Consider the following 26274-nt stretch of genomic DNA (forward strand, 5'->3'; position numbering starts at 1 on the left):
CTGACCCCATGCCGAACTCAGAAGTGAAACGCTGTAGCGCCGATGGTAGTGTGGCATTCGCCATGCGAGAGTAGGACACTGCCAGGCACCCAATTTTAGATTACGCATTGAGCGTGGTCTTTACCGGTTAGTGTGCTGATATGGCTCAGTCGGTAGAGCGCATCCTTGGTAAGGATGAGGTCCCCAGTTCGATTCTGGGTATCAGCACCATTAAATAAGAAAGCCTCCCAATCGGGAGGCTTTTTTGTATCTGCTTTTCAGGCCATCCATCGCAAATTGCAGTCCTGCAATGTCGCACCTTCTTGTTGCTGACATATCCTCCCTTTCTATCCCGTATGCTTTCCGGGCGGCGCTTCTCTATTAAAGGGATCCGGGCTAAGTTGTGGATTGGCAAAGACAACCACGCTTTCGAAGGGGAAAGAACATGCTGATTAGGAATGTGCGTTTGACGGGCAGGGAAGGGATGTGGCAAATCCTCTGTCAGGGAGGCGTGATCCGGGCCATTGAGCCCATGAGCACTCAGCTGCTCTCTGCCCGCGAGCTTGATGGTGAGCAAGGCCTTGTCATCCCCCCCTTTATCGAACCGCACATTCACCTCGATACCACCCAGACGGCTGGCGAGCCGAGTTGGAACCTCTCCGGTACCCTGTTTGAGGGGATCGAGCGTTGGGCCGAGCGCAAAGCGCTGCTGACCCATGAGGATGTGAAACAGCGCGCCATCCAGACGCTGAAATGGCAGATTGCGAACGGCATCCAGTTTGTCCGTACCCACGTGGATGTCTCCGACCCCAATCTGGTTGCTCTGAAGGCGATGCTGGAGGTGAGGGAGGAGATGAAGGAGTGGGTGGAGCTGCAGATAGTGGCCTTCCCACAGGAGGGGATCCTCTCCTACCCCAACGGCAAGGCATTGCTGGAAGAGTCCCTCAAGCTGGGGGCCGACGTGATCGGTGCCATCCCCCATTTCGAGTTCACTCGGGAGTACGGGGTCGAAAGTCTGCACTACGTCTTCGATCTTGCGGAGAAATATCAGGTTTTGGTGGATGTGCATTGCGACGAAATCGATGACGAACAGTCCCGTTTTATCGAGACGCTGGCAACCCTGGCCTACGAGCGCAGCATGGGCCATAGGGTGACCGCCAGCCACACCACCGCCATGCACTCCTATAACGGTGCCTATGCGTCGCGACTGTTCAGGCTGCTGAAGATGGCGGACATCAACTTCGTCGCCAATCCGCTGGTGAACATTCACCTGCAGGGGCGCTTCGACAGCTATCCCAAGCGTCGTGGCATCACCCGGGTGAAGGAGATGCTGGAGGCGAACATCAACGTCTGCTTCGGCCACGACGACGTGTTCGATCCCTGGTATCCCATGGGCACGGCCAACATGTTGCAGGTGCTGCACATGGGGCTGCATGTCTGCCAGATCATGGGCTATGAACAGATCAACGACAGTCTCAAGCTCATCGGCAGCCACAGCGCCCGCACCCTGAACGTGCAGGATCGCTACGGCATCGAGGTGGACAAGCCCGCCAACCTGCTGATCCTTCCTGCAGAGAATGGTTTCGATGCGGTGCGCCGCCAAGTGCCGGTGCGTTATTCCATCCGCCATGGCAGAGTCATCGCCGATACTCGCCCGGCCGAGACGACCCTCCATCTTGTGAATGCAGAATCGGTAGACTTTCGCCGCTAGGGTCTAGCAGGGTCGATTAATTGCCCGGCTGTCCCCTGCTGCCGACATTTTGCATAATGCCAACCTGACACTCTTGGAGACTGCTTGATGCAAACCTGGTTATTTGTCGCTGTCGGGGGCGCCTTCGGTGCCTGCCTGCGCTTTGGCATCGCCGAGCTGATGGCATGGCTGCTGGGACGCCACTTTCCCTATGGCACCCTGGTGGTCAACGTGGTGGGTTCCTTCATCATGGGGATTGCCTATGCGCTGATCAGCCATGGTCACGTGGTGGAACACCCGATGAAACCATTGCTGATGGTGGGTATCCTCGGCGCCTTGACCACCTTCTCCTCCTTTGCCCTCGACACGGTCGTGCTGGCCCAGCAAGGGGCCTATCTGAAGGCGCTGCTCAATATCGGTCTCAATCTGTTCCTCTGTCTGGCCATGGTCGTGCTGGGGATGCAGTTGGTCGCAAGCCGGGTTTGAGGTGTCCGCACGCCATCGGCTCTGGTAAACTGGCGGCCATTCTTTGCTCTATGGGTATTTGAGGGATGTCGGAACAGACTACTACTACGCATTTTGGCTATAAAACCGTGGCAGCGACCGAGAAGGAAACCCTGGTCGCCGGTGTCTTTCATTCGGTAGCGGCCAAGTATGATCTGATGAACGATCTGATGTCGTTCGGCATCCATCGCCTCTGGAAGCGCTTTACCATCGACTGCTCCGGTGTCCGCAAAGGACAGAAGGTGCTGGATCTGGCTGGCGGCACAGGGGATCTGACCGCCAAGTTCTCCCGCATCGTGGGTGAGACCGGTCAGGTGGTCCTGGCGGACATCAACGACTCCATGCTGAAAGTGGGCCGCGACAAACTGCGCAACCTGGGGGTGGCCAACAACGTCTCCTACGTGCAGGCCAATGCCGAGGCGCTCCCGTTCCCTGACAACCATTTCGACGTCATCACCATCGGCTTCGGCCTGCGCAACGTCACCGACAAGGACAAGGCGCTCGCCTCCATGTTCCGGGTGCTCAAGCCGGGTGGCCGCCTGCTGGTGCTGGAGTTCTCCAAGCCGGTGAGCGAAGTGATCGCCAAGCTGTATGATCTCTATTCCTTCAAATTGCTGCCGAAAATGGGCGAAATCGTCGCGAATGACAGCGAAAGTTACAAATACCTGGCGGAATCCATCCGCATGCACCCGGATCAGCAGACCCTGGCAGGCATGATGGAGAATGTCGGGTTCGAACAGGTTGAGTTCTACAACCTGACCCAGGGCGTGGTTGCCCTGCACCGCGGTTACAAGTTTTAAGGTCGCCTATGCCGATGGATGCCATGGTCACCGCGGTGATCGAAACCAGCCTCAACCAGTTGCTGGCCTTGGACAAACAGAGCCCGGAGCGGCTGCGCAAGCTGACGGGCAAGGTACTCAAACTGGAGCTGCGCGAGCTCAAGCCGCTCTGGTTTGTCTTCTCGGAGCGCCGTCTGGATGTGCTGGCCAGGTTTGAAGGGGAGGCGGATGCGGTGCTGAGCCTCTCCCTGACCGCCCTCGGCCTGCTCAAGGAGCCTTCCGCCCTGACCCGCTACATCCGCGAGGAGAAGCTGGACCTGAGCGGTGACCCCCAGCTGGTGCAGGCATTCAGCGCCCTGCTTGGCGAGCTCGATATCGACTGGGAAGAGGAGCTGTCCCGCTACACCGGCGACGTGGTGGCCCACACCCTGTGCAGTGGTGCCCGTCAGGCTCGCCGTTTTGTAGGGCGAGAGTTGTGCCGTTCCCAGCGTCAAGTGGCCGAGTATCTGACCGAGGAGGCGAGGCTTGCCCCGGGTCCGCTGGAAGTGGCGAGCTTCAATGACGATGTCGAAGAGCTGGCCCAACAGATGAAGGCGATCGAGTTGCGGCTTGCCCGCCTCGAACAGCAGGTGAGCTGATGACCCCGAAGGAGTTCAAACGCCTCTATCGCATCGTCAGCATCCTGCTGGAACAGGGCATCGACGAGTTGGTGCCCGCTCGTTATCAGCCCTGGCCTGGCCGTCTGGCCCGTCGCAGTCTGTTCTGGCTCAAGAACAAGCAACAAGGCATGAGCCGTGGTGCCCGTATTCGCCTCGCCTTCGAGGCCCTGGGTCCCATCTTCATCAAGTTCGGCCAGATGCTCTCGACCCGCCGAGACCTGCTGCCCCCTGACATTGCCGAAGAGCTGGCCCTGCTGCAGGACAGGGTGCCTCCCTTCTGTGGTCAGGCCGCCCGTCGCCAGATTGAAGAGAGCCTGGGTTGCCCCGTCGAGGCCCTGTTCGATGACTTCGACGAGACGCCGCTGGCGTCCGCCTCCATCGCCCAGGTGCACACCGCCCGGTTGAAGGAGAACGGCCGCGAGATCGTCATCAAGGTGATCCGTCCCGATATCGAGCCGGTCATCGAGGCCGACCTGCGCCTGATGCAGGCCCTGGCCCGTCTGGTGGCCCGTTTCGTGCCCCAGAGCGGACGACTGCGCCCCGTCGAGGTGGTGGAGGAGTATCGCAAGACCATACTCGACGAGCTCAACCTGATGCGCGAAGCGGCCAACGCCATCCAGCTGCGCCGCAACTTCACCGGTTCCGAGGCGCTCTATGTGCCCGAGGTGTTCACGGACCATTGCCGTGAGCAGGTGCTGGTGATGGAGCGCATCTACGGCATTCCGGTTTCCGACATTGCCGCGCTGGAAGCCAACGGCACCAACATGAAGCTGCTGGCCGAGCGCGGAGTGGAAGTGTTCTTCACCCAGGTGTTCCGCGACAGCTTCTTCCACGCCGACATGCACCCGGGCAACATCTTCGTCTCTTTCGAACACCCGGAGAATCCGCTCTGGATCGGCATCGACTGCGGCATCGTCGGCACCCTCAACCGGGAAGACAAGCGCTACCTGGCGGAGAACTTCCTCGCCTTCTTCAACCGCGACTACCGCCGTGTGGCCGAGCTGCACGTAGAGTCAGGCTGGGTACCGCCCGATACCAAGGTGGACGAGTTCGAGTTCGCCATCCGCACCGTGCTGGAGCCCATCTTCGAGAAACCTCTCTCCGAGATCTCCTTCGGCCACGTGCTGCTCAATCTGTTCAACACCGCCCGTCGCTTCAACATGCAGGTGCAGCCGCAACTGGTGCTGCTGCAAAAGACCCTGCTCTATGTGGAAGGGCTGGGTCGCCAGCTCTATCCCCAGCTGGATTTGTGGCAGACCGCCAAGCCCTATCTGGAAAACTGGATGCACGAGCAGGTCGGCCCCAAGGCGGTGTGGAATGCCATCAAGGAGAAGGCGCCGTTCTGGGCGGAGAAACTGCCGGAGCTGCCGGAGCTGGTCTATGAGACCCTGCGTCAGGCCCGCCATCAGCAGCACCACTTCGACCAGATGTTTGCCGATTTCCGTCGCCACAGTCGCCGTCAGGGGCAGGCCCGCTACCTCTTAGGGGTTGGAGCCAGCCTGCTGCTCGCGGGTGTATTCTTGCTGACCCAGAAACAACACATTGAGTGGGGACAAATCAGCCTCGCCGGCGCCGGGTTATGCTGGCTGCTGGGTTGGTTGCGAACCCGTTCCCATTAAATAACCTGCGCCATCGGGCGCCTATCCGGAGAGAAAGTCATGGGTGGTATCAGTATTTGGCAGTTGTTGATCATCGCAGTCATCGTCGTGCTGTTGTTTGGCACCAAGAAATTGCGCGGTATCGGTGGCGATCTGGGCGCGGCGGTCAAGGGGTTCAAGAAGGCGCTCTCCGATGAGCCGGCCGACACCAAACCCGAGCAGAAAGATGCCGAGTTCCCGACCAAGCAGTTGAACGAGACGGCCAGCAACGCCGAAGCCGCCAAGCAGAAAGACAAAGATCAGGCCTAAGCCATGTTCGACATCGGTTTTTGGGAACTGGTCGTCATCGGCGTCGTCGCCCTGGTGGTGCTGGGTCCCGAGCGGTTGCCGGTCGCGATCCGCACCGCCAGCCACTGGATAAGGCTGATCCGCAGCACCGCCAACTCGGTCAAGGCCGAGCTGGAACAGGAGCTCAAGTTGCAGGATCTGCACAACGATCTGAAGAAGGCCGAACGGTTGCAGATGAACAACCTGAGCCCCGAGCTGCAGGAATCCATCGAGCAGTTGAAAGCGGCCGCCCAGTCTGTGAATCGTCCCTATCAGGGGGAGAACGAGATCTGTCCGCCTCGGGAGTCCGCCCAGGCTGAGCCAGCCACTCCGGTGGCGGCCTCGGTGCCCGCGACCCCAGAGGTGCCACCGGTCAACAGCCAGCGAGAGAGCGAGCCTGTGCCCGCCAGCGAGTCCGCAGCCAAAGGGGAGGTGAAGCCATGAGTCAGGCAGAACAGCCCCTCATCAGCCATCTGGTGGAGCTGAGAACCCGTCTGCTGCGCGCGATCTCCGCCATTCTGCTGGTGTTCATCGCGCTCATCTACTTCTCCAACAACATCTACGACTTCGTGGCCCAGCCGCTGCTCAGCCAGTTGCCAGCAGGCACCAGCATGATAGCGACGGATGTGGCGACGCCCTTCATCACGCCCATCAAGCTGACCCTGGTGGTCTCCTTCTTCGTGGCGATCCCCTATCTGCTCTATCAGGCCTGGGCCTTCATCGCACCCGGTCTGTACCAGCACGAACGGCGGCTGATCCTGCCTCTGGTGGCCTCCAGCGCCGTGCTGTTCTATGCGGGGATGGCGTTCGCCTACTACGTGGTGTTCCCCCTGGTGTTCGGCTTCTTCACCAGTACCGCCCCCGCCGGGGTGACGGTGGCGACTGACATCGCCAGCTACCTGGACTTCGTGCTGACCCTGTTCTTCGCGTTTGGGGTGGCGTTCGAGATCCCGGTGGCCACCATACTGCTCTGCTGGACCGGGGTGACCACCCCCAGGAGCCTGAAGGAGAAGCGCCCTTACGTCATCGTCGGGGTCTTCGTGGTCGGTATGTTGCTGACGCCGCCCGATGTATTTTCCCAGACCCTGCTCGCGATCCCCATGTGGGGCCTGTGGGAGATAGGTCTGTTCTTCGCCCGCTTCTACGTGAAGAAAGAGGACGAAGAGCAGCAACAAACGGAAGAGGGGAGCTGAGGCTCCCTTCCTCTTTTCATGCATCCGTTCGAGGCGTATGGTAAGGCCCCATCGAGTAGCTGGTTTTCAAATGCCTGATATGCACCTCGTTTGTCCGGAACCCCTGACTCCATGATCGACATCGGTTTGAACCTGACCAGCAGCCAGTTCGCCGGCGAACAGGCCGACCTGGTGGAACGCGCGCGCGCCGCCGGGGTGGAAGCCCTGATCCTGACCGGCACCGATCTGGCCGGCAGCCGCGAGAGCGCCGCATTGGCCGCCCGCTGGCCCGGTTACTGCTTCTCCACCGCCGGGGTGCATCCCCACGATGCCAAGAGCGTCGATGAGGAGACCCTGCCCGCCTTGCGCGAACTGGCGGCCCTGCCCCAGGTGGTGGCCATCGGCGAGTGCGGTCTCGACTACAACCGGGACTTCTCCCCCCGTCCAGTGCAGGACGCGGTGTTTGACGCCCAGCTGGCGCTCGCCGCCGAGCTCGGGATGCCGGTGTTTCTCCACTGCCGCGATGCCCATGACAAATTCGTCGAGATCCTGCGCCCCTGGTTGCCCCGCCTGCCGGGGGCCGTGCTGCACTGCTTCACCGGCTCCGACGCCGAGCTGGACGAGTGCCTGGCGCTGGGGCTGCATATCGGGGTGACCGGCTGGCTCTGTGACGAGCGCCGTGGCCAGCTGCTGCGCGAGCAGGTGGCCCGCATTCCGGCTGGTCGCCTGATGATAGAGACGGACGCCCCCTACCTGGTGCCGCGGGATCTGAAACCCAGGCCCAAACGCAACGAACCCGCTTTTTTGCCGCACATCGCCCAGGTGGTGGCGGCCTGCCGTGGTGAAGCGCCCGAGGCCTTGCTGGCCCATACCCGGGCCACCTCCGCCGCATTCTTCCAACTTCCGCTTTTGGAGTGATTCATGGCCACAACTCTTCCGGGGGCCTTCCCGGGCCGTCGCCTGCGCCGGGTGCGCAAACATGACTTCAGCCGCCGCCTGGTGCGCGAGAACGTACTGACCGTCGACGATCTCATCTATCCCGTGTTCGTGCTGGAGGGGGAGGGTCAGCGAGAGGCCGTTGCCTCCATGCCGGGGGTGGACAGGCTCTCCATCGATCTGCTGCTCGAAGAGGCCGCCGAACTGGTGGCCCTGGGTGTGCCGGCGGTGGCCCTGTTCCCGGTGACGCCGCTGGAGAGAAAGAGTCTGATGGCGGAAGAGGCTTACAACCCGGATGCCCTGGCCCAGCGGGCGACCCGTGCCCTCAAGGCTCGCTTCCCGGAGCTCGGGGTCATCACCGATGTGGCGCTCGACCCCTTCACCACCCATGGCCAGGACGGCATCATCGATGACGAAGGCTATGTGCAGAACGACATCACCACCGAGATCCTGGTGAAGCAGGCGCTCTCCCATGCCGCCGCCGGGGCCGACATGGTGGCACCGTCCGACATGATGGACGGCCGCATCGGTGCCATCCGCGCGGCGCTGGAGGAGAATGGCTTCGTCAACGTGCAGATCATGGCCTACTCCGCCAAGTACGCCTCCCACTACTACGGCCCGTTCCGCGATGCGGTGGGCTCCGCCGCCAACCTCGGCAAGAGCAACAAGGCCACCTACCAGATGGACCCGGCCAACGGCAACGAAGCCCTGCACGAGGTGGCCCTCGACATCGCCGAAGGGGCGGACAGCGTCATGGTCAAGCCGGGCATGCCCTACCTGGACATCATCCGCCGGGTGAAGGATCAGTTCGGCGTGCCGACCTTCGCCTATCAGGTGAGCGGCGAGTACGCCATGCACATGGCGGCGATCCAGAACGGCTGGCTCAAGGAGAAGGAGTGCGTGATGGAATCCCTGCTCTGCTTCAAGCGGGCCGGGGCCGATGGCATCCTCACCTACTTCGCCAAGCGGGTCGCCCAGTGGTTGAAAGAGGACGCCCGACGCTGAGGCGGGGAGTGTCCATGCCCTCACAATGCCGGCCCTCGGGCCGGCATTGTCGTCTCTGGCAGATGAAGTGCTGGTTTTATGAACAAAATGCCTGAAAAAGTGGGCAACAAGCCCGTCTCTTGGCGGCAAAGGCTTGATAAATGGGGTTTCTGCCTACATCTTAGATGGTCCAAGCAGGCTTCTGGACGGCAGGGGCTGCAGAGCATTTAGAGGTACCGCAGATGACTAACCCTTTGCTGACAATGGACTCGCTGCCTCCCTTCAGCCAGATCCAGCCCGATCAGGTGCAACCTGCCGTGACGCAGGCCATCGCCGATTGCAAACAGAAGATTGAGGATGTGCTGGCCCAGAAGGAGCCTCACACCTGGGACAGTCTGATCGCCCCGCTGGAAGAGGTCAACGACCGCCTCTCCCGGATCTGGTCCCCCATCAGCCACCTCAATGCCGTGCAGAACAGCGAGGCGCTGCGAGCGGCTCACGATGCCTGCCTGCCGCTGCTTTCCGAATTCCAGACCTATGTCGGTCAGCATGAAGGGCTCTATCAAGCCTATCTGGCCCTCTCCGAGAGCGATGACTTCCCCCGGCTGGATGATGCCCAGCGCAAGGAGATCCTGAACACCCTGCGCGATTTTCGCCTCTCCGGCATCGGTCTACCTGCCGAGGCGCAGCAGCGCTACGGCGAGATCCAGGCCCGCCTCTCGGAGCTCGCCTCCCGTTTCAGCAACAACGTGCTGGACGCGACCCAGGGCTGGCACAAGCTGGTGACCGACGAGGCCGAGCTGGCCGGTCTGCCCGCGAGCGCCCAGGCTGCCGCGCGCCAGATGGCCGAACTCAAGGGCAAGGAGGGGTGGCTGTTCACCCTGGACATCCCCTCCTACCTGCCGGTGATGATGTACGCCGACAGCCGCGCCCTACGTGCCGAGCTGTATGAGGCCTTCACCACCCGCGCCTCCGACCAGGGCCCCAACGCCGGCAAGTGGGACAACTCCGCCATCATGACCGAGTTGCTCACCCTGCGCCGGGAGCTGGCCCTACTGCTGGGCTTTGCCAACTATGCCGAGCTCTCCCTCGCGACCAAGATGGCGGACAAGCCGGAGCAGGTGGTGGACTTCCTCACCGACCTGGCTGCCAAGTCCCTGCCCCAAGGCAAGGCGGAGCTGGAGGAGATCCGCGCCTTTGCCGCCGAGCAGCACGGTCAGGACGAACTGGCGGCCTGGGATCTTGCCTATTACGCAGAAAAGCTTAAACAGCACAAGTTTTCGGTCTCTGATGAGCAGTTGCGTCCCTACTTCCCCGCAGGTCGGGTCGTGAAGGGGCTGTTCGAGGTGGTCAAGCGGGTGTTCGGCATGAAGGTGCGCGAGCGTCTCGGCATCGACACCTGGCATCCGGACGTGCGCTTCTACGACATCTTTGACGCCGATGACGAGCTGCGCGGCAGCTTCTACCTGGATCTCTATGCCCGCGAGCACAAGCAGGGCGGCGCCTGGATGGATGTCTGCCTGGGTCGCCGCTACCGTCAGGACGGCTCCCTGCAAAAGCCGGTGGCCTACCTGACCTGCAACTTCAACGGCCCGGTGGACGGCAAACCGGCCCTGTTCACCCACAACGAAGTGGTCACCCTGTTCCATGAGTTCGGCCACGGCATTCACCACATGCTGACCCGCATCGATGTGGCCGGCGTGGCCGGCATCAACGGCGTGGCCTGGGATGCGGTGGAGCTGCCGAGCCAGTTCCTCGAGAACTGGTGCTGGGAATCCGAGGCGCTGGCCTTCATCTCCGGCCATTACGAGACCGGGGAGCCGCTGCCCGCCGATCTGCTGGAGAAGATGCTGACCGCCCGCAACTTCCAGGCGGCGATGCAGATGCTGCGCCAGCTGGAGTTCGCCCTGTTCGACTTCCGTCTGCACCAGACCTTTGACCCGACCAGAGCGGATCAGATCCCTGCGCTGCTGGCTGAGGTGCGCAGTCAGGTCGCCGTGATGACGCCTCCGGCGTTCAACCGCTTCCAGCACAGCTTCTCCCACATCTTCGCGGGCGGCTACGCGGCGGGCTACTACAGCTACAAGTGGGCCGAGGTACTCTCTGCCGACGCCTTCTCCCGCTTCGAGGAGGAGGGGATCTTCAACCCGGCCACGGGCCACTCCTTCCTGAAGAACATTCTGGAAAAGGGCGGCTCCAGGGAGCCGATGGAGCTGTTCCGTGCCTTCCGTGGCCGGGAGCCCCAGGTGGATGCGCTGCTGCGTCACAGCGGTATCGCTGCGTGAGGTCCCGCCGCCACAGTGAGCCTCGATTGGATGAGCTGCCGCGCCACTGCGGGAGCTTCAAGCAGGTACACATTTGCGGCATAGTGGGATCGAAACGTGATTTTTGATAGAAAAAGGGACCTTTTGGTCCCTTTTTCCAAGCCTTTTTAATATCTTGCGGAGTGCATGTTTGCACTGTCCCCGCCTCTTCAGTAGAGTCGGGTTCTACCTTCCAGGGAGAGAAAGAACCTTGCCATGAGGCGAGCACTCGAGTCTGTCTATCAAATCATCTCCAGCCTGTCTCATTCGAGTGGTCAGGGATATTTTGATGCCTTTGTGAGTGAAATCGCCAACGCGGTGGGGGCTGACTTCGTCCTGGTGTCCGGCAAGGATCAGGCGGGTCTGTTCTTTACCGTGCATGCCGCCTATCCCGCCTCCCTCGACATCAACGCCTACAGCTTCCCCCTCGCCGACACTCCGGGGGAGATCGCCATGCAACAGGGTGAAGCCTGGTTCAGTGATCGCACCCGCCAGCTGTTCCCCCACGCCGCCGTGCTGGAGCGCTGCGAGGTGAGAGCCTATGCCGGCGTCGCGCTCAAGAACGCCGAGGGAGAGACCATCGGCCTGTGCAGCGTCATGTTCAAGCGGGCCATGCCGAGAATGGAGAAGATAGTGGGCCTGCTGCGTCTGCTGGCCCCGCTCGCCGGTCGTGAACTGGCGCTGATGTATCAGCAGCGCCAGAGCCAGGAGCAGCCGGCGCAACCGGAACATCACCACTTCCTGGACACCATGATGTCCCATGCGCCCGTGGGCATCGGCAAGGTGGATCTGGGCGGCAAGATCCTCTGGGCGAACCCGGCCATCGAGAAGATGCTCGGCTACAGCCAGGAGGAGCTGCAACAGCTCACCGTCGCCGAAATCAACCATCCGGACGACTGGCAGACCAGTATTGCGCTCTACGACGCCCTCAAGCGGGGAGAGCGTCCCGCGTTTACCCAGGAGAAGCGTTATCTCCATCGGGATGGGACCGTCCTGTGGGGACGGGTGACGGTGACCCTGATCCGCAACGAGCAGATGCACCCCGACTATCTCATGGTGGTGCTGGAGAACATCGATCCCATCAGGCGCCATGCGGAGCAGCTCAAGCTCTCCCACCGGGTCTATGACAACCTATCCGAAGCCATTCTGGTGTGCGATGCCGACAGCCGCATCATCTCGGTCAATCCGGCCTTCGAGAAGATCACCGGTTACAGCGAGGAGGAGGCGTGTGGCCAGCGGCCCAGCATGCTGAAGTCCGGACTGCACGATCAGACCTTCTATGCGGACATGTACCACGCCCTGGAGCGGGTGGGGATCTGGCGTGGGGAGGTGTGGAACAAGCGCAAGAACGGCAAGCTCTATCCCCAGCAGCTGATGATCAGCGCCGTGCGGGAAGGGGGCAAGATCAGTCAATACATCGCCATCTTCAGCGATCTTTCCCAGACCAAGCTGGCGGAGCAGAAGATCGCCGCCCAGGCCAACTACGACAACCTCACCGGCCTGCCCAACCGCTGGCTGTTCGGTCGCTGTCTGGCCCGCTTCTGCGAGCGGGGGGAGCGCTTCGCCCTCATGGTGCTCGACCTCAACAACTTCAAGGCGGTCAACAACAGCATGGATCACCATGTGGGCGACGCCCTGCTGCGGGAGGTATCGGATCGGCTGGTGAGCCGGGTGCGCACCGAGGACCTGGTGGCCCGCATCGGCGGCGACGAGTTTGCCTTCCTGGTGCCCGGCATCGTCAACCGCCGTCAGGCCGAGGTGTTTGCCAAGCAGGTGATCGGCGGCTTTGCCCGTCCCTTCATGCTGGCCAACCAGCACCTCTATGTGACCGCCACCCTGGGGATCACCCTCTGTCCCAATGACGGCGGCGACAGCGACGAGCTCTTGCGCAATGCCGAGCAGGCCCTGTTCGTCGCCAAGCGCCAGGGACGTCCCCTCGGCACCTACAACGCCTCCATGCGGGAAGAGGTGAGCCAGCGCCACCAGATGCAGCACGATCTGGCGGAGGCCATCAAGCTGGGCCAGCTGACCATGGCCTACCAGCCCATCTGGGACAACCGCAGCGGCCGGGTCGCCAAGCTGGAGGCCCTGGTGCGCTGGTATCACCCCCACTGGGGTCAGGTCTCACCGGCGGATTTCATCCCGCTGGCGGAAGAGGCGGGGCTCATCCAGGGGCTGGGTGCCCTGGTGCTGTGGCAGTCTTGCCGGGATCTGGCCAGATTGCAGCAGTCCGGCTTCCCGGATCTGCAGATGTCCATCAACCGCTCCACCCTGGAGTTCCAGACCATAGACCCGGAGGCCAACGAGTGGCTCAGGGTGATCCGCCACTTCGAGCTGGATCCGGCGGACATCATCATCGAGATCACCGAGTCCCTGCTGATGGAGACCAGCGATCAGCACAGGGTGCGGATCGATGCCCTGCGCGAGGCGGGTTGCAAGCTGGCCATCGACGACTTCGGCACCGGCTACTCGGCACTGAACTACCTGCGTACCTTCCCGGTGGATCTGGTGAAGATCGATCGCTCCTTCGTACGCCATATTCCCTTCAACGAGCAGGACCGCCTGCTGCTCGACGGCATCATCAACATCGTGCACAACCTTGGCATGCAGGTGGTGATCGAAGGGGTGGAGACCCGGGAGCAGCTCAACTTCCTCTGCCAGAAGGGGTGCGCCTTCACCCAGGGGTATCTGCTCAGCCGCCCGCTGCCCTTCGACGATCTGACCGAGTACCTGAGCCTCAACCGTCAGGGAATGAACCTGGCGAATCTGACCACGGTGAGCTGACCCCCCGCTTCTGCTATCATGCCGGCTTCTGCGCCGTGATGAGTCCATGTTATGCCCCATATTCAGGTTTTCAGTGAAGTGCCCGCCCGCGATGGCGAGCTCGACGCCCTGCGCCAGCGCCTTGCCGACGTGGCGTTTCCCGCGCCCTTCGCCCTGGTGCTGACCGCATCGCGGTTGGAGCTGCGCAAGCTGGACGAACCCAAGCTGGGGGCCGTCTATGTGGACTTCGTGGAAGGGGCGGTGGCCCATAGGCGCAAGTTCGGTGGCGGGCGCGGCCAGTCCATCGCCAAGGCGGTGGGATTGAAGTCGGGAGCCATGCCGACCGTGGTGGATGCCACCGCCGGGCTCGGGCGCGATGCCTTCGTGCTCGCCTCCCTCGGCTGCAAGGTGACCCTGATCGAACGCAGCCCCGTGGTGGCGGCCCTGCTCCAGGACGGTCTGACCCGGGCGGGGCAGGATCCCGAGATAGGCCCCTGGGTGCGCGAGCGGATGCAACTGCAGCAAGGCCCGGCGGTGGAAACCCTGCTGGCGCTGACCGAGCGGCCGGAGGTCATCTACCTGGACCCCATGTTCCCCCACAAGCAGAAGTCGGCGCTGGTGAAAAAAGAGATGCGGGTGTTCCAGTCCCTGGTGGGGGCGGATCTCGACGCGGATGCCCTGCTGCCGGCGGCGCTCAGGATGGCTGACAAGCGGGTGGTGGTGAAGCGGCCCGACTATGCGGGCTGGCTCAACGAGCACAAGCCCAGCATGGCCATCGAGACCAAGAGCAACCGCTTCGACGTCTATGTGATGGCGGCGCTGGCGAGTTGAGTGGCGACTGGCAGGGAATCTGAGCGTCAAACGAAGAGGGCCAACCTGATCAGGTTGGCCCTCTTGCTATTCATTGGCTGCGGGGTGGGGCGAAGTGGATCCGCTTTTCTTCCCCTTGCCAGACGAGTTCCAGGGTCGCCAGGTCCGCCAGGCTGAGGCGCTCAGCGCGCTCCAGCAGCAGATATTCGACTCCATCGCTGGCTTCTATGGTGCGGATCTTGTCCGCCCAGGTTCGTCCATCCCGGTCGGTGATCGTGACGGGCAGCTGCCAGCTGGCGGCGATCTCCAGCCAGTCGTACAGGTCACAGCTGATGGGTTGGTAATCGGCCATGGGGTGTGCGCCTCAGGCTTCCAGCAGCCGGGTGGACCAGCCCATCTTCTGCTGGCGTTCCACCTCGAGGCGCAGCTCGCTGGCGCGCAGGTAGTGCTCGTCCAGCCACCCCTTGGGCAGGGTCAGGGTCAGGGCATCTTCATCGGCTTGCAGCATGAACCTGGGCACAGTGCCCTGGGTCCGGCGCATGCAGAGGATGAGGGAGATGCGCAGGATGCGAGCCAGCCGGATCGCCTGGCGACCGGTGACGGCGCCCTGTTTCTCCAGCGGCTCCAGCTTGAATTCATCCCGCTGGTTGAACAGCAGGGCCGACAGCAGCTTCTTCTGCGCGGGGGTGAAGCCAGGCATGTCGATGTTGTCGATGATGTAGGCAGCGTGCTGCGGCGCCTTCTTGTACTCGATGCACAGACCGATTTCGTGCAGCAGGGCTGCGTAGCGCAGGATCGGGCGACCGTAGCGCTTGGAGAGGCGCCAGGCCGGCTGCAACTGGGTGAACGCCTCGATGGCGGTGTCGCGGACCCGCTCGGCGTGCTCCTTGTCGAGCTGGTAGCGGCTGATCAGGCTGTCGGCGGTGCGATCCCGGGCATCACAATCGTGATTGTTGCCGAGCAGGCCGTAGATGAGCCCTTCACGCAGGGCACCACCCGCCAGGGTCATGCTCTCGATGTCGAGGGTCTCGAAGATGGCGATCAGGATGGCGAGACCGGAGGGGAACACGGTCAGCCGTTCGGCCGCCAGCCCTTCGAGCTGCAACTTATCGAGTCTGCCGCAGGCGATGGCCTGACCCATCAGCTCTTGCAACTTGGGCAGGGTGACCCGCTCGCTCTTGCCCTGGGCCAGCATGATCTCCTGCAGCGCCTGGACGGTGCCGGAGGCGCCGACGCAGGTGCGCCAGCCGAGGACACGGTAGTCCGCAGCCACTTTCTCCAGTACCGCCTTGGCGGCGGCAATGGCCTGGTTGAAGCGCGTCTCGGAGAGCTCGCCATCACCGAAGTGGTTGTTGAGCCAGGTGACGCAGCCCATGTGCAGGCTGTTGAGCAGCTTGGCTTCGCTCTGCTCGCCGATCACCAGCTCGGTGCTGGCCCCGCCGATGTCGATCACCAGCCGGTTGCCTTCCCCTGCCGACGTCCAGGAGACACCTTCATAGATGGTCTTGGCTTCTTCCTCGCCCGAGATGATCTCGATGCTGTGGTTGAGCACCCGTTCCGCTTCGCTGATGAATTCGTCGACGTTGGTGGCCAGGCGCAGGGTGGCGGTGCCCACTACCCGGATGTTGTCGGACGGGATGTCCTGCAACTGCTCGGAGAAGAGGCGCAGACAATCCCAGCCCCGCTCCATGGCGGCACGGTTGAGGCGAAAATCGGCATCGAGGCCGGCGGCGAGGCGTACCTTGCGCTTGACCTTGGTGACGGTGCGCAGGGCACCGGCGACCTCGCGCACCACCAGCATGTGAAAGCTGTTGGAGCCGAGGTCGATGGCGGCATAGAGAGGCGAGTTGTGCAACTTGGCCGATCCCTCAGTTCTTGCGGGGGGGACGACGACGGTTGTTGCTGTTGCCACCGCCCTGGCGATCCCGCATGTTGCGGTTCACCGGCTGGCGGTTGCGGAACACCCGTTTTGGTGCGGTGACGTCATCCAGCAGCGCCTCGCGGTCATACTTGCTGACCGGGATGGGGTGGTGGATGTACTCCTCGATGGCCGGCAGGTTGAAGGCATAGTCTTCACAGGCCAGGCTGATGGAGTGACCGCTTCTGCCGGCGCGGCCGGTACGACCGATGCGGTGGACATAGTCTTCGGCATCGTCGGGCAGGTCGTAGTTGAAGACGTGGGTCACGTCGGGGATGTGCAGACCACGGGCGGCCACGTCGGTGGCGACCAGGATATCCAGGGTACCCTTGGTGAACTCTTCCAGGATCTTCATCCGCTTCTTCTGCGGCACGTCGCCGGTCAGCAGGCCGACGCGGTGGCCGTCGTTCTCCAGCCAGGCGTGAACGTCTTCACAGACGTGCTTGGTGTTGGCGAAGACGATGGCTTTCTCGGGCCACTCCTCTTCCATCAGGGAGAGCAGCAGCAACATCTTGTCTTCGTTGGAGGGGTAGAAGAGCTCCTCCTTGATCCGCACGCCCGTCATCTGTTCCGGTTCGACCTGCACATGTTCCGGGTGGTTCATGTGTTCATAGGCCAGCTCCTGCACCCGCAGGGAGAGGGTGGCGGAGAACAGCATGCTCAGACGCTCGGTAGCGGGGGGCATGCGGCGGAACAGGAAACGGATGTCCTTGATGAAGCCCAGATCGAACATGCGATCCGCTTCGTCCAGTACCACGACCTGGATGTTGCCGAGATCGATGACCTTGGACTTGAAGTAGTCGATGATGCGGCCGGTGGTGCCGATCAGGATGTCGACGCCCTGTTCCAGCACGGCCAGCTGCTTGTCGTAGCCTTCGCCACCATAGGCGAGACCGAGCTTGAGCCCGGTGGAGGCGGACATGCTCTCTGCATCGTTATAGATCTGGACGGCCAGCTCCCGGGTCGGGGCCATGATGATGGCGCGGGGCTGGTTGACGAGGCGCGGCCTGGTCAGCGGATGGGTCAGCAAATAGTTGAATGTCGCCGCCAGGAAAGCCAGGGTTTTACCGGTCCCCGTCTGGGCCTGACCGGCGAGGTCATGACCTTCAACCAGCAGGGGCAGGGAGAGTGCCTGGATGGGCGTACAATAGTGAAATCCCTTTGATTCCAGACCAGCCAGAACTTCGGGTTCGAGGCCCATTTGGGCGAATTTTTCGGTCGTTAGATGTGTTTTGCTCATGGCGGTAGGTTATCAGGTTAGGCTTGCAATAATAAACAGGATCATTTCAAATAGGGCAACTATTGCCTTTGTTGAACCATCAATAAAGCCTTAATTACTGACTGGAGTTGGAGATGAGTGACAAGATTGTTCAGCTGAGCGATGCCAGCTTCGAGGCCGATGTAATCAACGCCGACAGCCCTGTTCTGGTCGATTTCTGGGCCGAATGGTGTGGACCGTGCAAGATGATTGCCCCGATCCTGAACGAAGTTGCTCAGGAATATGAAGGTCGCGTGACCGTGGCGAAATTGAACATCGATCATAACGCCGACACTCCGCCCAAGTACGGCATTCGTGGTATCCCGACCCTGCTGCTGTTCAAGAATGGTGAAGTGGCAGCGACCAAGGTCGGCGCCCTGTCCAAGACCCAACTGAAAGAGTTCTTGGACGGCAACCTGTAATAATCAAGAAGGAGCGCATTGCAATAATGCGCTCCTTGTGTTTTATCACCTAGACGCTCACCCTGATTGGTGCTAGTTTATCGCTCGTTTGCTAACCTTTTTGCCTGACTCTTTGCTTAACTACCAGCCTGGCAAGTCAAATCCGATCAGCATCAATCCAGCAGACTGTCTCCTCATTTCAATCCTTGCTTACAGACTTTCACCACTATGAATCTGACTGAACTTAAGAACACTCCTGTGTCCGAGCTGGTCCAGCTTGGCGAATCCATGGGGTTGGAAAATCTGGCTCGGGCGCACAAGAAAGACATTATCTTTGCAATCCTCAAGGCGCACGCCAAGGGCGGCGAGGATATCTTTGGCGACGGTGTGCTGGAAATCCTGACCGACGGTTTCGGTTTCCTGCGCAGTGCAGACGGCTCTTATCTCGCTGGTCCGGATGACATCTATGTCTCCCCGAGCCAGATCCGCCGCTTCAACCTGCGTACCGGCGATACCATTTCCGGCAAGATCCGGCCGCCGAAAGAGGGCGAGCGCTATTTCGCCCTGCTCAAGGTCAACGACGTCAACTACGACCGTCCGGAAAACTCCCGCAACAAGATCCTGTTTGAAAACCTCACTCCCCTGCACGCCAACGAGCGTCTGCGCATGGAGCGTGGCAACGGTTCCACCGAAGACATCACCGCCCGTGTACTGGATCTGGCATCCCCGATCGGCAAGGGCCAGCGCGGTCTCATCGTTGCACCGCCCAAGGCCGGTAAGACCATGCTGCTGCAGAACATCGCCCAGAGCATCGCCTACAACCACCCGGATTGTGAGCTGATCGTGCTGCTGATTGACGAGCGTCCGGAAGAAGTGACCGAGATGCAGCGCATGGTGAAGGGCGAAGTCATCGCCTCCACCTTCGACGAGCCGGCCTCCCGTCACGTCCAGGTCGCCGAAATGGTGATCGAGAAGGCCAAGCGTCTGGTCGAGCACAAGAAGGACGTGGTGATCCTGCTGGACTCCATCACCCGTCTGGCCCGCGCCTACAACACCGTCATCCCGTCTTCCGGCAAGGTGCTGACCGGTGGTGTGGACGCCAACGCCCTGCACCGTCCGAAGCGTTTCTTCGGTGCGGCGCGCAACGTCGAAGAGGGCGGCAGCCTGACCATCATCGCCACCGCGCTGATCGATACCGGCTCCAAGATGGATGAAGTCATCTACGAAGAGTTCAAGGGTACCGGCAACATGGAACTGCACCTCTCGCGCAAGATTGCCGAGAAGCGCGTCTACCCGGCCATCGACATCACCCGTTCCGGCACCCGCAAGGAAGAGCTGCTGACCGCCCCGGACGAGCTGCAGAAGATGTGGATCCTGCGCAAGATCATTCACCCCATGGGCGAGATCGACAGTATCGAGTTCCTCATCGACAAGCTGGCTGCGACCAAGACCAACGACGAGTTCTTCGACTCCATGAAGCGTCAACAGAAGTAACAGTCTCTTCAATGACAAAACCGCGGCCCAGGTCGCGGTTTTTGTTTATCTATTTCACGGCTGGCTTAGTAGTATGAAGCCTCGATGTCACAAGGAAAGGGACGTCATGAAGCTGGTGTTGTTCATATGGATGGGTTGGTTGTGGCTGGCGGCCCCGGTGCATGCCGACTCCCCGCCGCAATTGCAGGCTCCCCTGGTGGCGGACGAGGGACTGGAGGGGCATCGGGCGTACCTGGACGGCCGCATGGCGCTCGGACAGTTTGATGCCATGGACTCGTTGCTCGAGACCCTGTCGGTGGGGCAGCGGGAGTTCCTGTTGTTCCAGTTGCTGGGTGAGCTCAAGTCATCGGGCGCACCGAGCCCGGCGCTGCTGGCCTGGGTACGGGCACAAGCGGCCAAGGCGCCACAATGGCTGGTGGAAGGGAAGGTGGACGGTTTCCTGGTGCAGCTACCCGCCTATGACTTCCCCGCCGAGGCCCGGCTGGTGCTGAGCCACTGGCAGCAGCTGGCCTGGCAGGACAACTATCGCCAGTTGCTGGAGCAGGATCGCTTTGACTTCAAGCAGGTCTACTACAGCCGCAATCCCGAGCTGGCACAGCAGCAGCAGGCCCTGCTGGCGGTGCTCGATCGGCAGCCGGTATCCGTGCTGCGCCGGGAGGCGCAGCGGCTTGCCGCCCTCAATCTCTTCCTGCCGGACAACCAGTTGCTGCTGCACTTCATCGAACAGACCGGGGAGACGGCACTCTACCTCAAGCTGTGGCGTCAGCCAGTGGATCACGATAGCCTGACTGCGCTACACACCATTTCCCGCTTTTATTCAGGTCAGGAGGCGAGCGATCTGCTGATCGCCGCCAGCCAGAACAGCCGCCTGATGGTCCCCGCCCTGCACCAGCTCAGCCGCCTCTCCCCCTTGCCGGACGGGGCCCAGCAGTTCCTCCTGGCCGAACTCGGCAAGCACCAGTATGGCGGGCTGGTGGCCGGCCTGTTGTTGCAGATGGACGAGCCCAGGCTCCTGGGTCAATTGGCAAACCGGCTGACGCTTCAGGAGCGGCGACACGCCTCGTCCGTCATGAGGTCCGATACGGGTACACCGGATACGCCGCCAGGGTTATAATGCGGGACCACCTGATCCCGCTGGGGTACTTGCATGAAATACAAGGACTTGCGTGATTTTATCGCGCAGTTGGAACAAAACGGACAGCTCAGGCGCATCAGTCGCGAGATAGACCCCTATCTGGAGATGACCGAGATCAGCGACCGCACCCTGCGGGCGGGGGGGCCTGCCCTGCTGTTTGAGAATCCCAAGGGCTACACCATGCCGGTGTTGACCAACCTGTTCGGCACGCCGGACCGGGTTGCCATGGGCATGGGCCAGCCCAACGTCAGCGCCCTGCGCCAGGTGGGGACCTGGCTCTCCTATCTGAAAGAGCCGGAGCCGCCTCGCGGGCTCAAGGAGCTGATGGAGAAGCTGCCCATCTTCAAGCAGGTGCTCAACATGCCGACCAAGCGGCTCTCTTCGGCCCCCTGTCAGCAGGTGGTGCTGGAAGGGGACGCGGTGGATCTGGATCAGATCCCCATCCAGCACTGCTGGCCCGGGGATGTGGCGCCCCTGGTCACCTGGGGTCTGACCATCACCCGCGGTCCCTACAAGAAGCGGCAGAACCTCGGCATCTATCGCCAGCAGAAAATCGGCAAGAACAAGCTGATCATGCGCTGGCTGGATCACCGGGGCGGCGCCATCGATTTTCGCGAGTGGCAGGAGGCCCACCCGGGCGAACGCTTCCCGGTGGCGGTGGCGCTGGGCGCCGATCCGGCGACCATCCTGGGCGCGGTGACGCCGGTCCCGGACAGCCTCTCCGAATACGCCTTTGCCGGTCTGCTGCGGGGCAGCCGTACCGAGGTGGTGAAGGCGCTGAGCTGCGATCTGGAAGTGCCCGCCAGCGCCGAGATCGTGCTGGAAGGCTATCTGGAGCCGGGGGAGATTGCCCCCGAAGGGCCTTACGGCGATCACACCGGCTACTACAACGAAGTGGACGAGTTCCCGGTCTTCACCATCACCCACATGACGATGCGCCGGGATGCCATCTACCACAGCACCTACACCGGCCGTCCGCCCGATGAGCCGGCGGTGCTCGGGGTGGCGCTCAACGAGGTGTTCGTGCCGCTGTTGCAGAAGCAGTTCCCCGAGATCGTGGATTTCTACCTGCCGCCGGAGGGGTGCTCCTACCGGATGGCGGTGGTGACCATCAAGAAGCGTTACCCTGGCCACGCCAAGCGGGTGATGCTGGGAGTCTGGTCCTTCCTGCGCCAGTTCATGTACACCAAGTTCGTGATCGTCTGCGATGACGACATCAATGCCCGGGACTGGAAGGACGTGATCTGGGCCATCACCACCCGGATGGATCCGGCCAGGGACACCACCCTGATCGAGCACACCCCCATCGACTACCTGGACTTCGCCTCGCCGGTCTCCGGGCTCGGCTCCAAAATGGGGCTGGATGCCACCAACAAGTGGCCGGGGGAGAGCAACCGGGAGTGGGGTCAGCCCATCGTCCAGGACGAGGCGGTAAAGCAGAAGATCGATGCCATCTGGGACGAGCTGAAGATCCTCGACTGAGGGATCCCCGATGCGGCGCGGCCATTGTGACGCAAAAGTGCGGTATTGCCGTGCCGAATTGGGTATGCTCGACGGACCTGACCACCAACTGGTCGCCATAAAAACAGTGAAACCATGAGCGAAGCGGGCCGGGCAGGCCCCTCACAAGGACAAGAATGCAACGTATCAAGTGCCGCGTAGAGGAACTGCGCGAATATGTCGACACCATCTGGCACGTGGCGCTGGCGCCGCAGCAGGAGGTGAGCTTCAAGCCGGGCCAGTATCTGCTGGTGGTGATGAGCGATTCGGACAAGCGCCCCTTCTCCATCGCCAACTCGCCGACCCGCTCCGGCGTGCTGGAGCTGCAGATCGGTGCCACTCCCGAGAATGCCTATGCCGGTCAGGTGTTGGCCCGCATGCGCGAGCAGGGAGAGATCGAGGTCGAGCTGGCCGCCGGCAAGGCGTTCCTGCGCGACGAATCCCCCCGACCGCTGATCCTGATGGCGGGCGGCACCGGCTTCTCCTATGCCCGCGCCATCTTGGAATACCTGATCGGCAGCGGCAGCAAGCGTCCGGTGTTCCTCTACTGGGGGGTACGCCAGGCGCACTGGCTCTACGAGCTGGAGCAGATGCAGCAGTGGGAGCGCGACTATGCGCCGCTGACCTTCATTCCCGTGGTGCAGGAGCCCGAGAGCGACTGGACCGGCAGGACCGGGCTGGTGCACAAGGCCATCATGGATGACTTCGTCAGCCTGCATGACTACGACATCTATGTGGCGGGCCGCTTCGAGATGGCCGGTGCCGCGCGGGAAGAGTTCAAGGTGCTGGGCGCCGAGCCCGAGCGCATCTTCGGCGATGCCTACGAGTTTATCTGACCACGGCCAACCGCAGTGCGTCGATCTGCCCCCTTATCGTCTTGCGAGAGAAGGGGGGATGAGAAACTCGTTGTCCCCATAAAAACGACAAACCCCAGCCAGGCTGGGGTTTGTGCTATCTACGGCGGGTCACGCCGGATCATTCGCCCTTGGCGGCGAGCTGCTGCTCGAGCTGGGCCAGCTTGGCCTCGAGGGCGGTCAGCTTCTCCCGGGTGCGCAGCAGCACCTTGGTCTGCACGTCGAACTCCTCGCGGCTCACCAGATCCAGCTTGTTGAGCTGGGCCTGCAAGACCTGACGGGTCTTTTTCTCCACCTCTTCACCCATGCTGCGAATGCCGGGGGGCAGGGCGTTGTGTATCTGTTTGGCGATCTCTTCCAGTTTTTTCGGGTCGATCATGGGGGTCTCCTTAAGCAATGGCGCCATTCTACCGACAAATCGTCCCCTTTGCCGAGATCGGGGCGGCTTTTTGCGCCATGGATCCCATCGGGCTCTGGTCGGGTCTGGTTGATGCACCCTGGCTGCTACCCTGTGACACCGGGAATCAATTCCAATTCCTTGATGGTGTACACAAAAAAATCAGATCAGATGACTGACCAGAGGCTTATTAATTGTTGCGTTGCTGTTAATATGATTCGGTCGGGTTTGAACCCTACCCCGTCAGGCTCATCATGGATAACAACATAAAAGAGATAAGGATATGAAGAAAAAGCTAATTTACGCGGCCGTCGTCAGTGCGCTGCTGAGCGGTTGTGGTGGCAGTGACGACAACACAGGCGATACCTCAAGCTATCTCGATTATCTGCTGAGCGGCTCCAATGCAGTCCGACCCAGCGCCCTGGCAGCCCGTGCGACCGACGGTACCCTGAAATTCTCCACGGAAACGGCGGATCTCTCCAACCCGGTGTCCGCCCTCTCCACCCTGGATGGCTGGTCGACTACCCAGGCGATCCAGATAGTGCCGGTGACGGCCTCCGGCATCCAGGTCAAGGCGCCGGCCGCTGCTGAATTCGCAGCCTCCGTGGCACCCCTCTACCTGATGGAGCTGGAGTTTGACAGTGCGGCCCTGCGTCCGAGCGGCGTGAAAAAGGTGCTGACCTACGGGGTGGACTTCGTGGTGGCCGAGACGACCGGCAAGCTGAATCTGGTGCCGCTCAAGCCGCTCAACCCCTCTTCCTACTACATGATAGTGGCGACCGATACCCTCAAAGACAGCACGGGTGCCCCCCTGCGACCGGGTAGCGACTACAGCAACTACAAGACCAGCACCGGCAGCAACGCCCAGGAGCAGACCATCAGCGGCCTGATTGCGCTGCAGGAAGGGCTGTTCAAGGCAGCCACCGGCATCACCAGCGACCACGTGATCTTCTCCGACTGGTTCGGTACCCAGTCCGGCGCCGACGTGCTGGTGGCGGTGAAAGGGGCGGCCGCATCCGTGCTCAAGAGCCCGACCCTGGACGCCGCCGCCCTGTGGAAGCAGGACGCCCTGGGCAATACCAGCCTGCCTGGCACCTATACCCTGTCGGTGAGCGGCGGCAGCCCCTTCCTGACCCAGCTGGACGCCGAGAACTTCCTGCCCCAGGAGCAGAAGGATGCGATTGCCGCCGCTTTTGGTGACGGCACTCCACTCCACAATCTGGCCTTGGGTACCACCGTCTACAGCGGCACCGTCAAGCTGCCCTACTTCCTCTCCTCCCCGGCTACCGCCGGCTCCTGGGACAAGGCGAAGACCCAGTCCTGGCACGGTGCCATCCCCAGCCTCTACGCCATCGCGAACGCCCTGAAGGCCCAGGATGCCGAAGTGATCGGCGGCCTGGTGGGGGCGGGCGTGGATCCGGCCCTGCTGGGCGAACTCATCGCCGATCCGAGCCGTCAGGCCGAGCTGCTGGCGGAGGCGAGCAAGCTGATCGGGGTGACCCTCACCTCCGGCGGCAAGGCGCTGGATCCCGAGATGAATATCGGGCGCTTCAACCCGCTGCCGGCACTGGAAGAGGTGCAGTCCGTCCCGATGCGGATCTTCGCCGCTACCAATGACCTGAAGACCATCACCGACGTGATCATCTATCAGCACGGCGTCACCTCGGTGAAGGAGAACGCCTACGCCCTGGCCCTTGGCCAGATCGGTGCCGGTGCCCAGGCGAGCAAGAACGTGGCCGTGGTGGTGATCGACCATCCGTTGCACGGTGAACGCGGCTTCGCCCTGACCGGCAGCATGGACTCGGTGACCACCTCCGACAACCCGACCCCCTACCTGAACCTGAGCTACCTGACCGTGGCCCGCGACAACCTGAAACAGAGTGTGGCGGATCTGCTGGGCCTGCGTCTGGCTGTCGGTCTGGCCAATGCCAAGGGCTTTTCCTCCAATGGCCAGCCTTCCAAATTAGGAGGTGCCGGTCTCAAGGTGCACTTCCTGGGTCACTCCCTGGGGGCCATCTCGGGTGCCAACCTGCTGGCGGTCGCAAACCAGCCTTTGAATCCTGCCATCGACCCCTTGTTCCAGTTCACCACTGGCGGCCTGGCCATGCCGGGTGGCGGCATAGCGCCGCTGCTGCTGAACTCGCCGACCTTCGGTCCGACCATCCAGATGAGCGTGCTGACCGCTGGCAGTACAGCCCTGAAGGCAGCCTTCACCGCCTACGCCCCGAACTGCAAGACGGCAGTGCCGACCTGCTTCGTCAACGAGTTCCTGCCGAGCCAGGATGCGGCCACCCAGGCCACGGCGGCCAATACCCTGCAGAGCTACAGCTTCGCGGCGCAGTCGGTGCTGGATTCGGCCGACCCCATCAACCTGGGGAGCGGTATCGCGGCGGACTTCCCGCTGTTTGCCACCGAAATCGTCGGCGACGGCGCCCTGAGCCTGTCGGATCGGGTGATCCCGAACAGCATCGCCACCGCCCCCCTGGGTGGCACCGAGCCGCTGTTCAAGGTCCTGGCCCTGCAACCGCTGACCGCCACCGGCGCCGCCAACCACAGAGCGGCCCGCTTCGTGGCCGGGGGTCACAGCTCGCTGCTGGCACCGGACGAGAACTTCGATCCGACCGGCGCCGTCACCACCGAGATGCAGACCCAGTTCGGCAGCTTCTTCGCAAGCGGCGGTACCGCGGTCAAGGTGACCGACGGTAGCCTGCTCAAGCAGTAAGCCGGCCGACCAATAAAAACGCCGCCCCTTGGGGCGGCGTTTTTTATGGCAAATCGGCTCAGGCTGGCCTGTGGTGCCTGTCCAGCCAGCC

The 26274-nt window shown here is 62.0% G+C and carries 23 protein-coding genes and 1 tRNA gene; 20 read left to right on the plus strand and 4 right to left on the minus strand.

The annotated features are described in order from the left end of the window. The first annotated feature begins 134 nt into the window (after positions 1–134). The 14 genes from AB5Y68_RS18850 to AB5Y68_RS18915 all read left to right on the plus strand — a co-directional run bounded on the left by AB5Y68_RS18850 (position 135) and on the right by AB5Y68_RS18915 (position 14525). Positions 135–210 (plus strand) — tRNA-Thr (locus tag AB5Y68_RS18850). A gap of 214 nt (positions 211–424) precedes the next feature. Further along, positions 425–1690, plus strand: a complete 1266-nt coding sequence (locus AB5Y68_RS18855) for a cytosine deaminase (RefSeq protein ID WP_039041076.1) — start codon at positions 425–427, stop codon at positions 1688–1690. A gap of 87 nt (positions 1691–1777) precedes the next feature. Beyond that, positions 1778–2155, plus strand: a complete 378-nt coding sequence (gene crcB / locus AB5Y68_RS18860) for a fluoride efflux transporter CrcB (RefSeq protein ID WP_039041077.1) — start codon at positions 1778–1780, stop codon at positions 2153–2155. A gap of 65 nt (positions 2156–2220) precedes the next feature. Further along, a complete protein-coding gene (gene ubiE, locus AB5Y68_RS18865) occupies positions 2221–2973 on the plus strand; it encodes a bifunctional demethylmenaquinone methyltransferase/2-methoxy-6-polyprenyl-1,4-benzoquinol methylase UbiE (RefSeq protein ID WP_039041078.1) in 753 nt (250 codons plus the stop codon). Between the two features lie 8 nt (positions 2974–2981). Then, the gene (locus tag AB5Y68_RS18870; protein WP_029313421.1) at positions 2982–3590 is read left to right on the plus strand and encodes an SCP2 domain-containing protein; all 609 of its coding nucleotides are present in this window, start codon (positions 2982–2984) and stop codon (positions 3588–3590) included. Continuing rightward, positions 3590–5230 carry a ubiquinone biosynthesis regulatory protein kinase UbiB gene (gene ubiB / locus AB5Y68_RS18875; protein WP_039041079.1) on the plus strand — a complete coding sequence of 547 codons (1641 nt, stop codon included), beginning with the start codon at positions 3590–3592 and terminating at the stop codon, positions 5228–5230. The genes AB5Y68_RS18870 and ubiB overlap by 1 nt, the downstream gene beginning before the upstream one ends. Positions 5231–5269: 39 nt before the next feature. Further along, the gene (tatA, locus tag AB5Y68_RS18880; RefSeq protein WP_010672358.1) at positions 5270–5518 is read left to right on the plus strand and encodes a Sec-independent protein translocase subunit TatA; all 249 of its coding nucleotides are present in this window, start codon (positions 5270–5272) and stop codon (positions 5516–5518) included. A gap of 3 nt (positions 5519–5521) precedes the next feature. Beyond that, the gene (tatB, locus tag AB5Y68_RS18885; RefSeq protein ID WP_039041080.1) at positions 5522–5980 is read left to right on the plus strand and encodes a Sec-independent protein translocase protein TatB; all 459 of its coding nucleotides are present in this window, start codon (positions 5522–5524) and stop codon (positions 5978–5980) included. After that, positions 5977–6729 (plus strand): twin-arginine translocase subunit TatC, encoded by a 753-nt coding sequence (gene tatC / locus AB5Y68_RS18890; protein ID WP_010672360.1) that lies wholly within the window; start codon positions 5977–5979, stop codon positions 6727–6729. The genes tatB and tatC overlap by 4 nt, the downstream gene beginning before the upstream one ends. 111 nt (positions 6730–6840) lie before the next feature. After that, a complete protein-coding gene (locus AB5Y68_RS18895; protein WP_010672361.1) occupies positions 6841–7626 on the plus strand; it encodes a TatD family hydrolase in 786 nt (261 codons plus the stop codon). A 3-nt stretch (positions 7627–7629) separates the two neighbouring features. Further along, on the plus strand, positions 7630–8649 hold the full coding sequence (gene hemB, locus AB5Y68_RS18900; RefSeq protein WP_039041081.1) for a porphobilinogen synthase: 1020 nt from the start codon (positions 7630–7632) through the stop codon (positions 8647–8649). A gap of 221 nt (positions 8650–8870) precedes the next feature. Further along, positions 8871–10913 (plus strand): oligopeptidase A, encoded by a 2043-nt coding sequence (gene prlC / locus AB5Y68_RS18905; RefSeq protein ID WP_323903528.1) that lies wholly within the window; start codon positions 8871–8873, stop codon positions 10911–10913. Between the two features lie 234 nt (positions 10914–11147). Then, the gene (locus AB5Y68_RS18910) at positions 11148–13715 is read left to right on the plus strand and encodes a bifunctional diguanylate cyclase/phosphodiesterase (RefSeq protein ID WP_039041083.1); all 2568 of its coding nucleotides are present in this window, start codon (positions 11148–11150) and stop codon (positions 13713–13715) included. A 60-nt stretch (positions 13716–13775) separates the two neighbouring features. After that, entirely contained in the window at positions 13776–14525 is a 750-nt protein-coding gene (locus AB5Y68_RS18915) for a class I SAM-dependent methyltransferase (RefSeq protein WP_039041084.1), read from the plus strand. 70 nt (positions 14526–14595) lie between these two features. On the opposite strand, the gene AB5Y68_RS18920 is transcribed toward AB5Y68_RS18915, so the two are convergent. The 3 genes from AB5Y68_RS18920 to rhlB are packed head-to-tail and all read right to left on the minus strand — an operon-like array spanning position 14596 to position 17662. After that, positions 14596–14856: a Rho-binding antiterminator gene (locus AB5Y68_RS18920; RefSeq protein WP_039040996.1), complete on the minus strand. Its 261-nt coding sequence runs from the start codon at positions 14854–14856 to the stop codon at positions 14596–14598. A gap of 12 nt (positions 14857–14868) precedes the next feature. After that, entirely contained in the window at positions 14869–16359 is a 1491-nt protein-coding gene (gppA, locus tag AB5Y68_RS18925) for a guanosine-5'-triphosphate,3'-diphosphate diphosphatase (RefSeq protein WP_010672367.1), read from the minus strand. Positions 16360–16372: 13 nt separating this feature from the next. Continuing rightward, positions 16373–17662: an ATP-dependent RNA helicase RhlB gene (gene rhlB, locus AB5Y68_RS18930; protein WP_029313424.1), complete on the minus strand. Its 1290-nt coding sequence runs from the start codon at positions 17660–17662 to the stop codon at positions 16373–16375. Between the two features lie 113 nt (positions 17663–17775). Here rhlB and trxA point away from each other — a divergent pair, with 113 nt between their 5' ends. The 5 genes from trxA (at position 17776) to fre (ending at position 23046) form a co-directional block, all read left to right on the plus strand. Continuing rightward, entirely contained in the window at positions 17776–18102 is a 327-nt protein-coding gene (trxA, locus tag AB5Y68_RS18935) for a thioredoxin TrxA (protein ID WP_010672369.1), read from the plus strand. Between the two features lie 207 nt (positions 18103–18309). Continuing rightward, complete coding sequence (rho, locus tag AB5Y68_RS18940; protein WP_010672370.1) at positions 18310–19575, plus strand: transcription termination factor Rho; 1266 nt, start codon at positions 18310–18312, stop codon at positions 19573–19575. A 106-nt stretch (positions 19576–19681) separates the two neighbouring features. After that, on the plus strand, positions 19682–20689 hold the full coding sequence (locus AB5Y68_RS18945) for a hypothetical protein (RefSeq protein ID WP_010672371.1): 1008 nt from the start codon (positions 19682–19684) through the stop codon (positions 20687–20689). Between the two features lie 33 nt (positions 20690–20722). Continuing rightward, positions 20723–22192, plus strand: coding sequence for a 4-hydroxy-3-polyprenylbenzoate decarboxylase (gene ubiD / locus AB5Y68_RS18950; RefSeq protein ID WP_039040997.1), 1470 nt, complete (start codon positions 20723–20725; stop codon positions 22190–22192). Positions 22193–22347: 155 nt separating this feature from the next. Continuing rightward, positions 22348–23046: an NAD(P)H-flavin reductase gene (gene fre, locus AB5Y68_RS18955; RefSeq protein WP_010672373.1), complete on the plus strand. Its 699-nt coding sequence runs from the start codon at positions 22348–22350 to the stop codon at positions 23044–23046. A 139-nt stretch (positions 23047–23185) separates the two neighbouring features. Here fre and AB5Y68_RS18960 read toward each other — a convergent pair whose 3' ends face one another. Further along, positions 23186–23443, minus strand: coding sequence for an accessory factor UbiK family protein (locus AB5Y68_RS18960; RefSeq protein WP_010672374.1), 258 nt, complete (start codon positions 23441–23443; stop codon positions 23186–23188). 301 nt (positions 23444–23744) lie between these two features. Between AB5Y68_RS18960 and AB5Y68_RS18965 the strand changes: the two genes are divergently transcribed. After that, on the plus strand, positions 23745–26183 hold the full coding sequence (locus AB5Y68_RS18965; protein ID WP_039040998.1) for a VolA/Pla-1 family phospholipase: 2439 nt from the start codon (positions 23745–23747) through the stop codon (positions 26181–26183). Positions 26184–26274: the final 91 nt, after the last annotated feature.

Origin of the sequence: Aeromonas sp. R6-1 (assembly GCF_040908165.1) — a bacterium.
GTDB classification, from domain to species: domain Bacteria; phylum Pseudomonadota; class Gammaproteobacteria; order Enterobacterales; family Aeromonadaceae; genus Aeromonas; species Aeromonas caviae.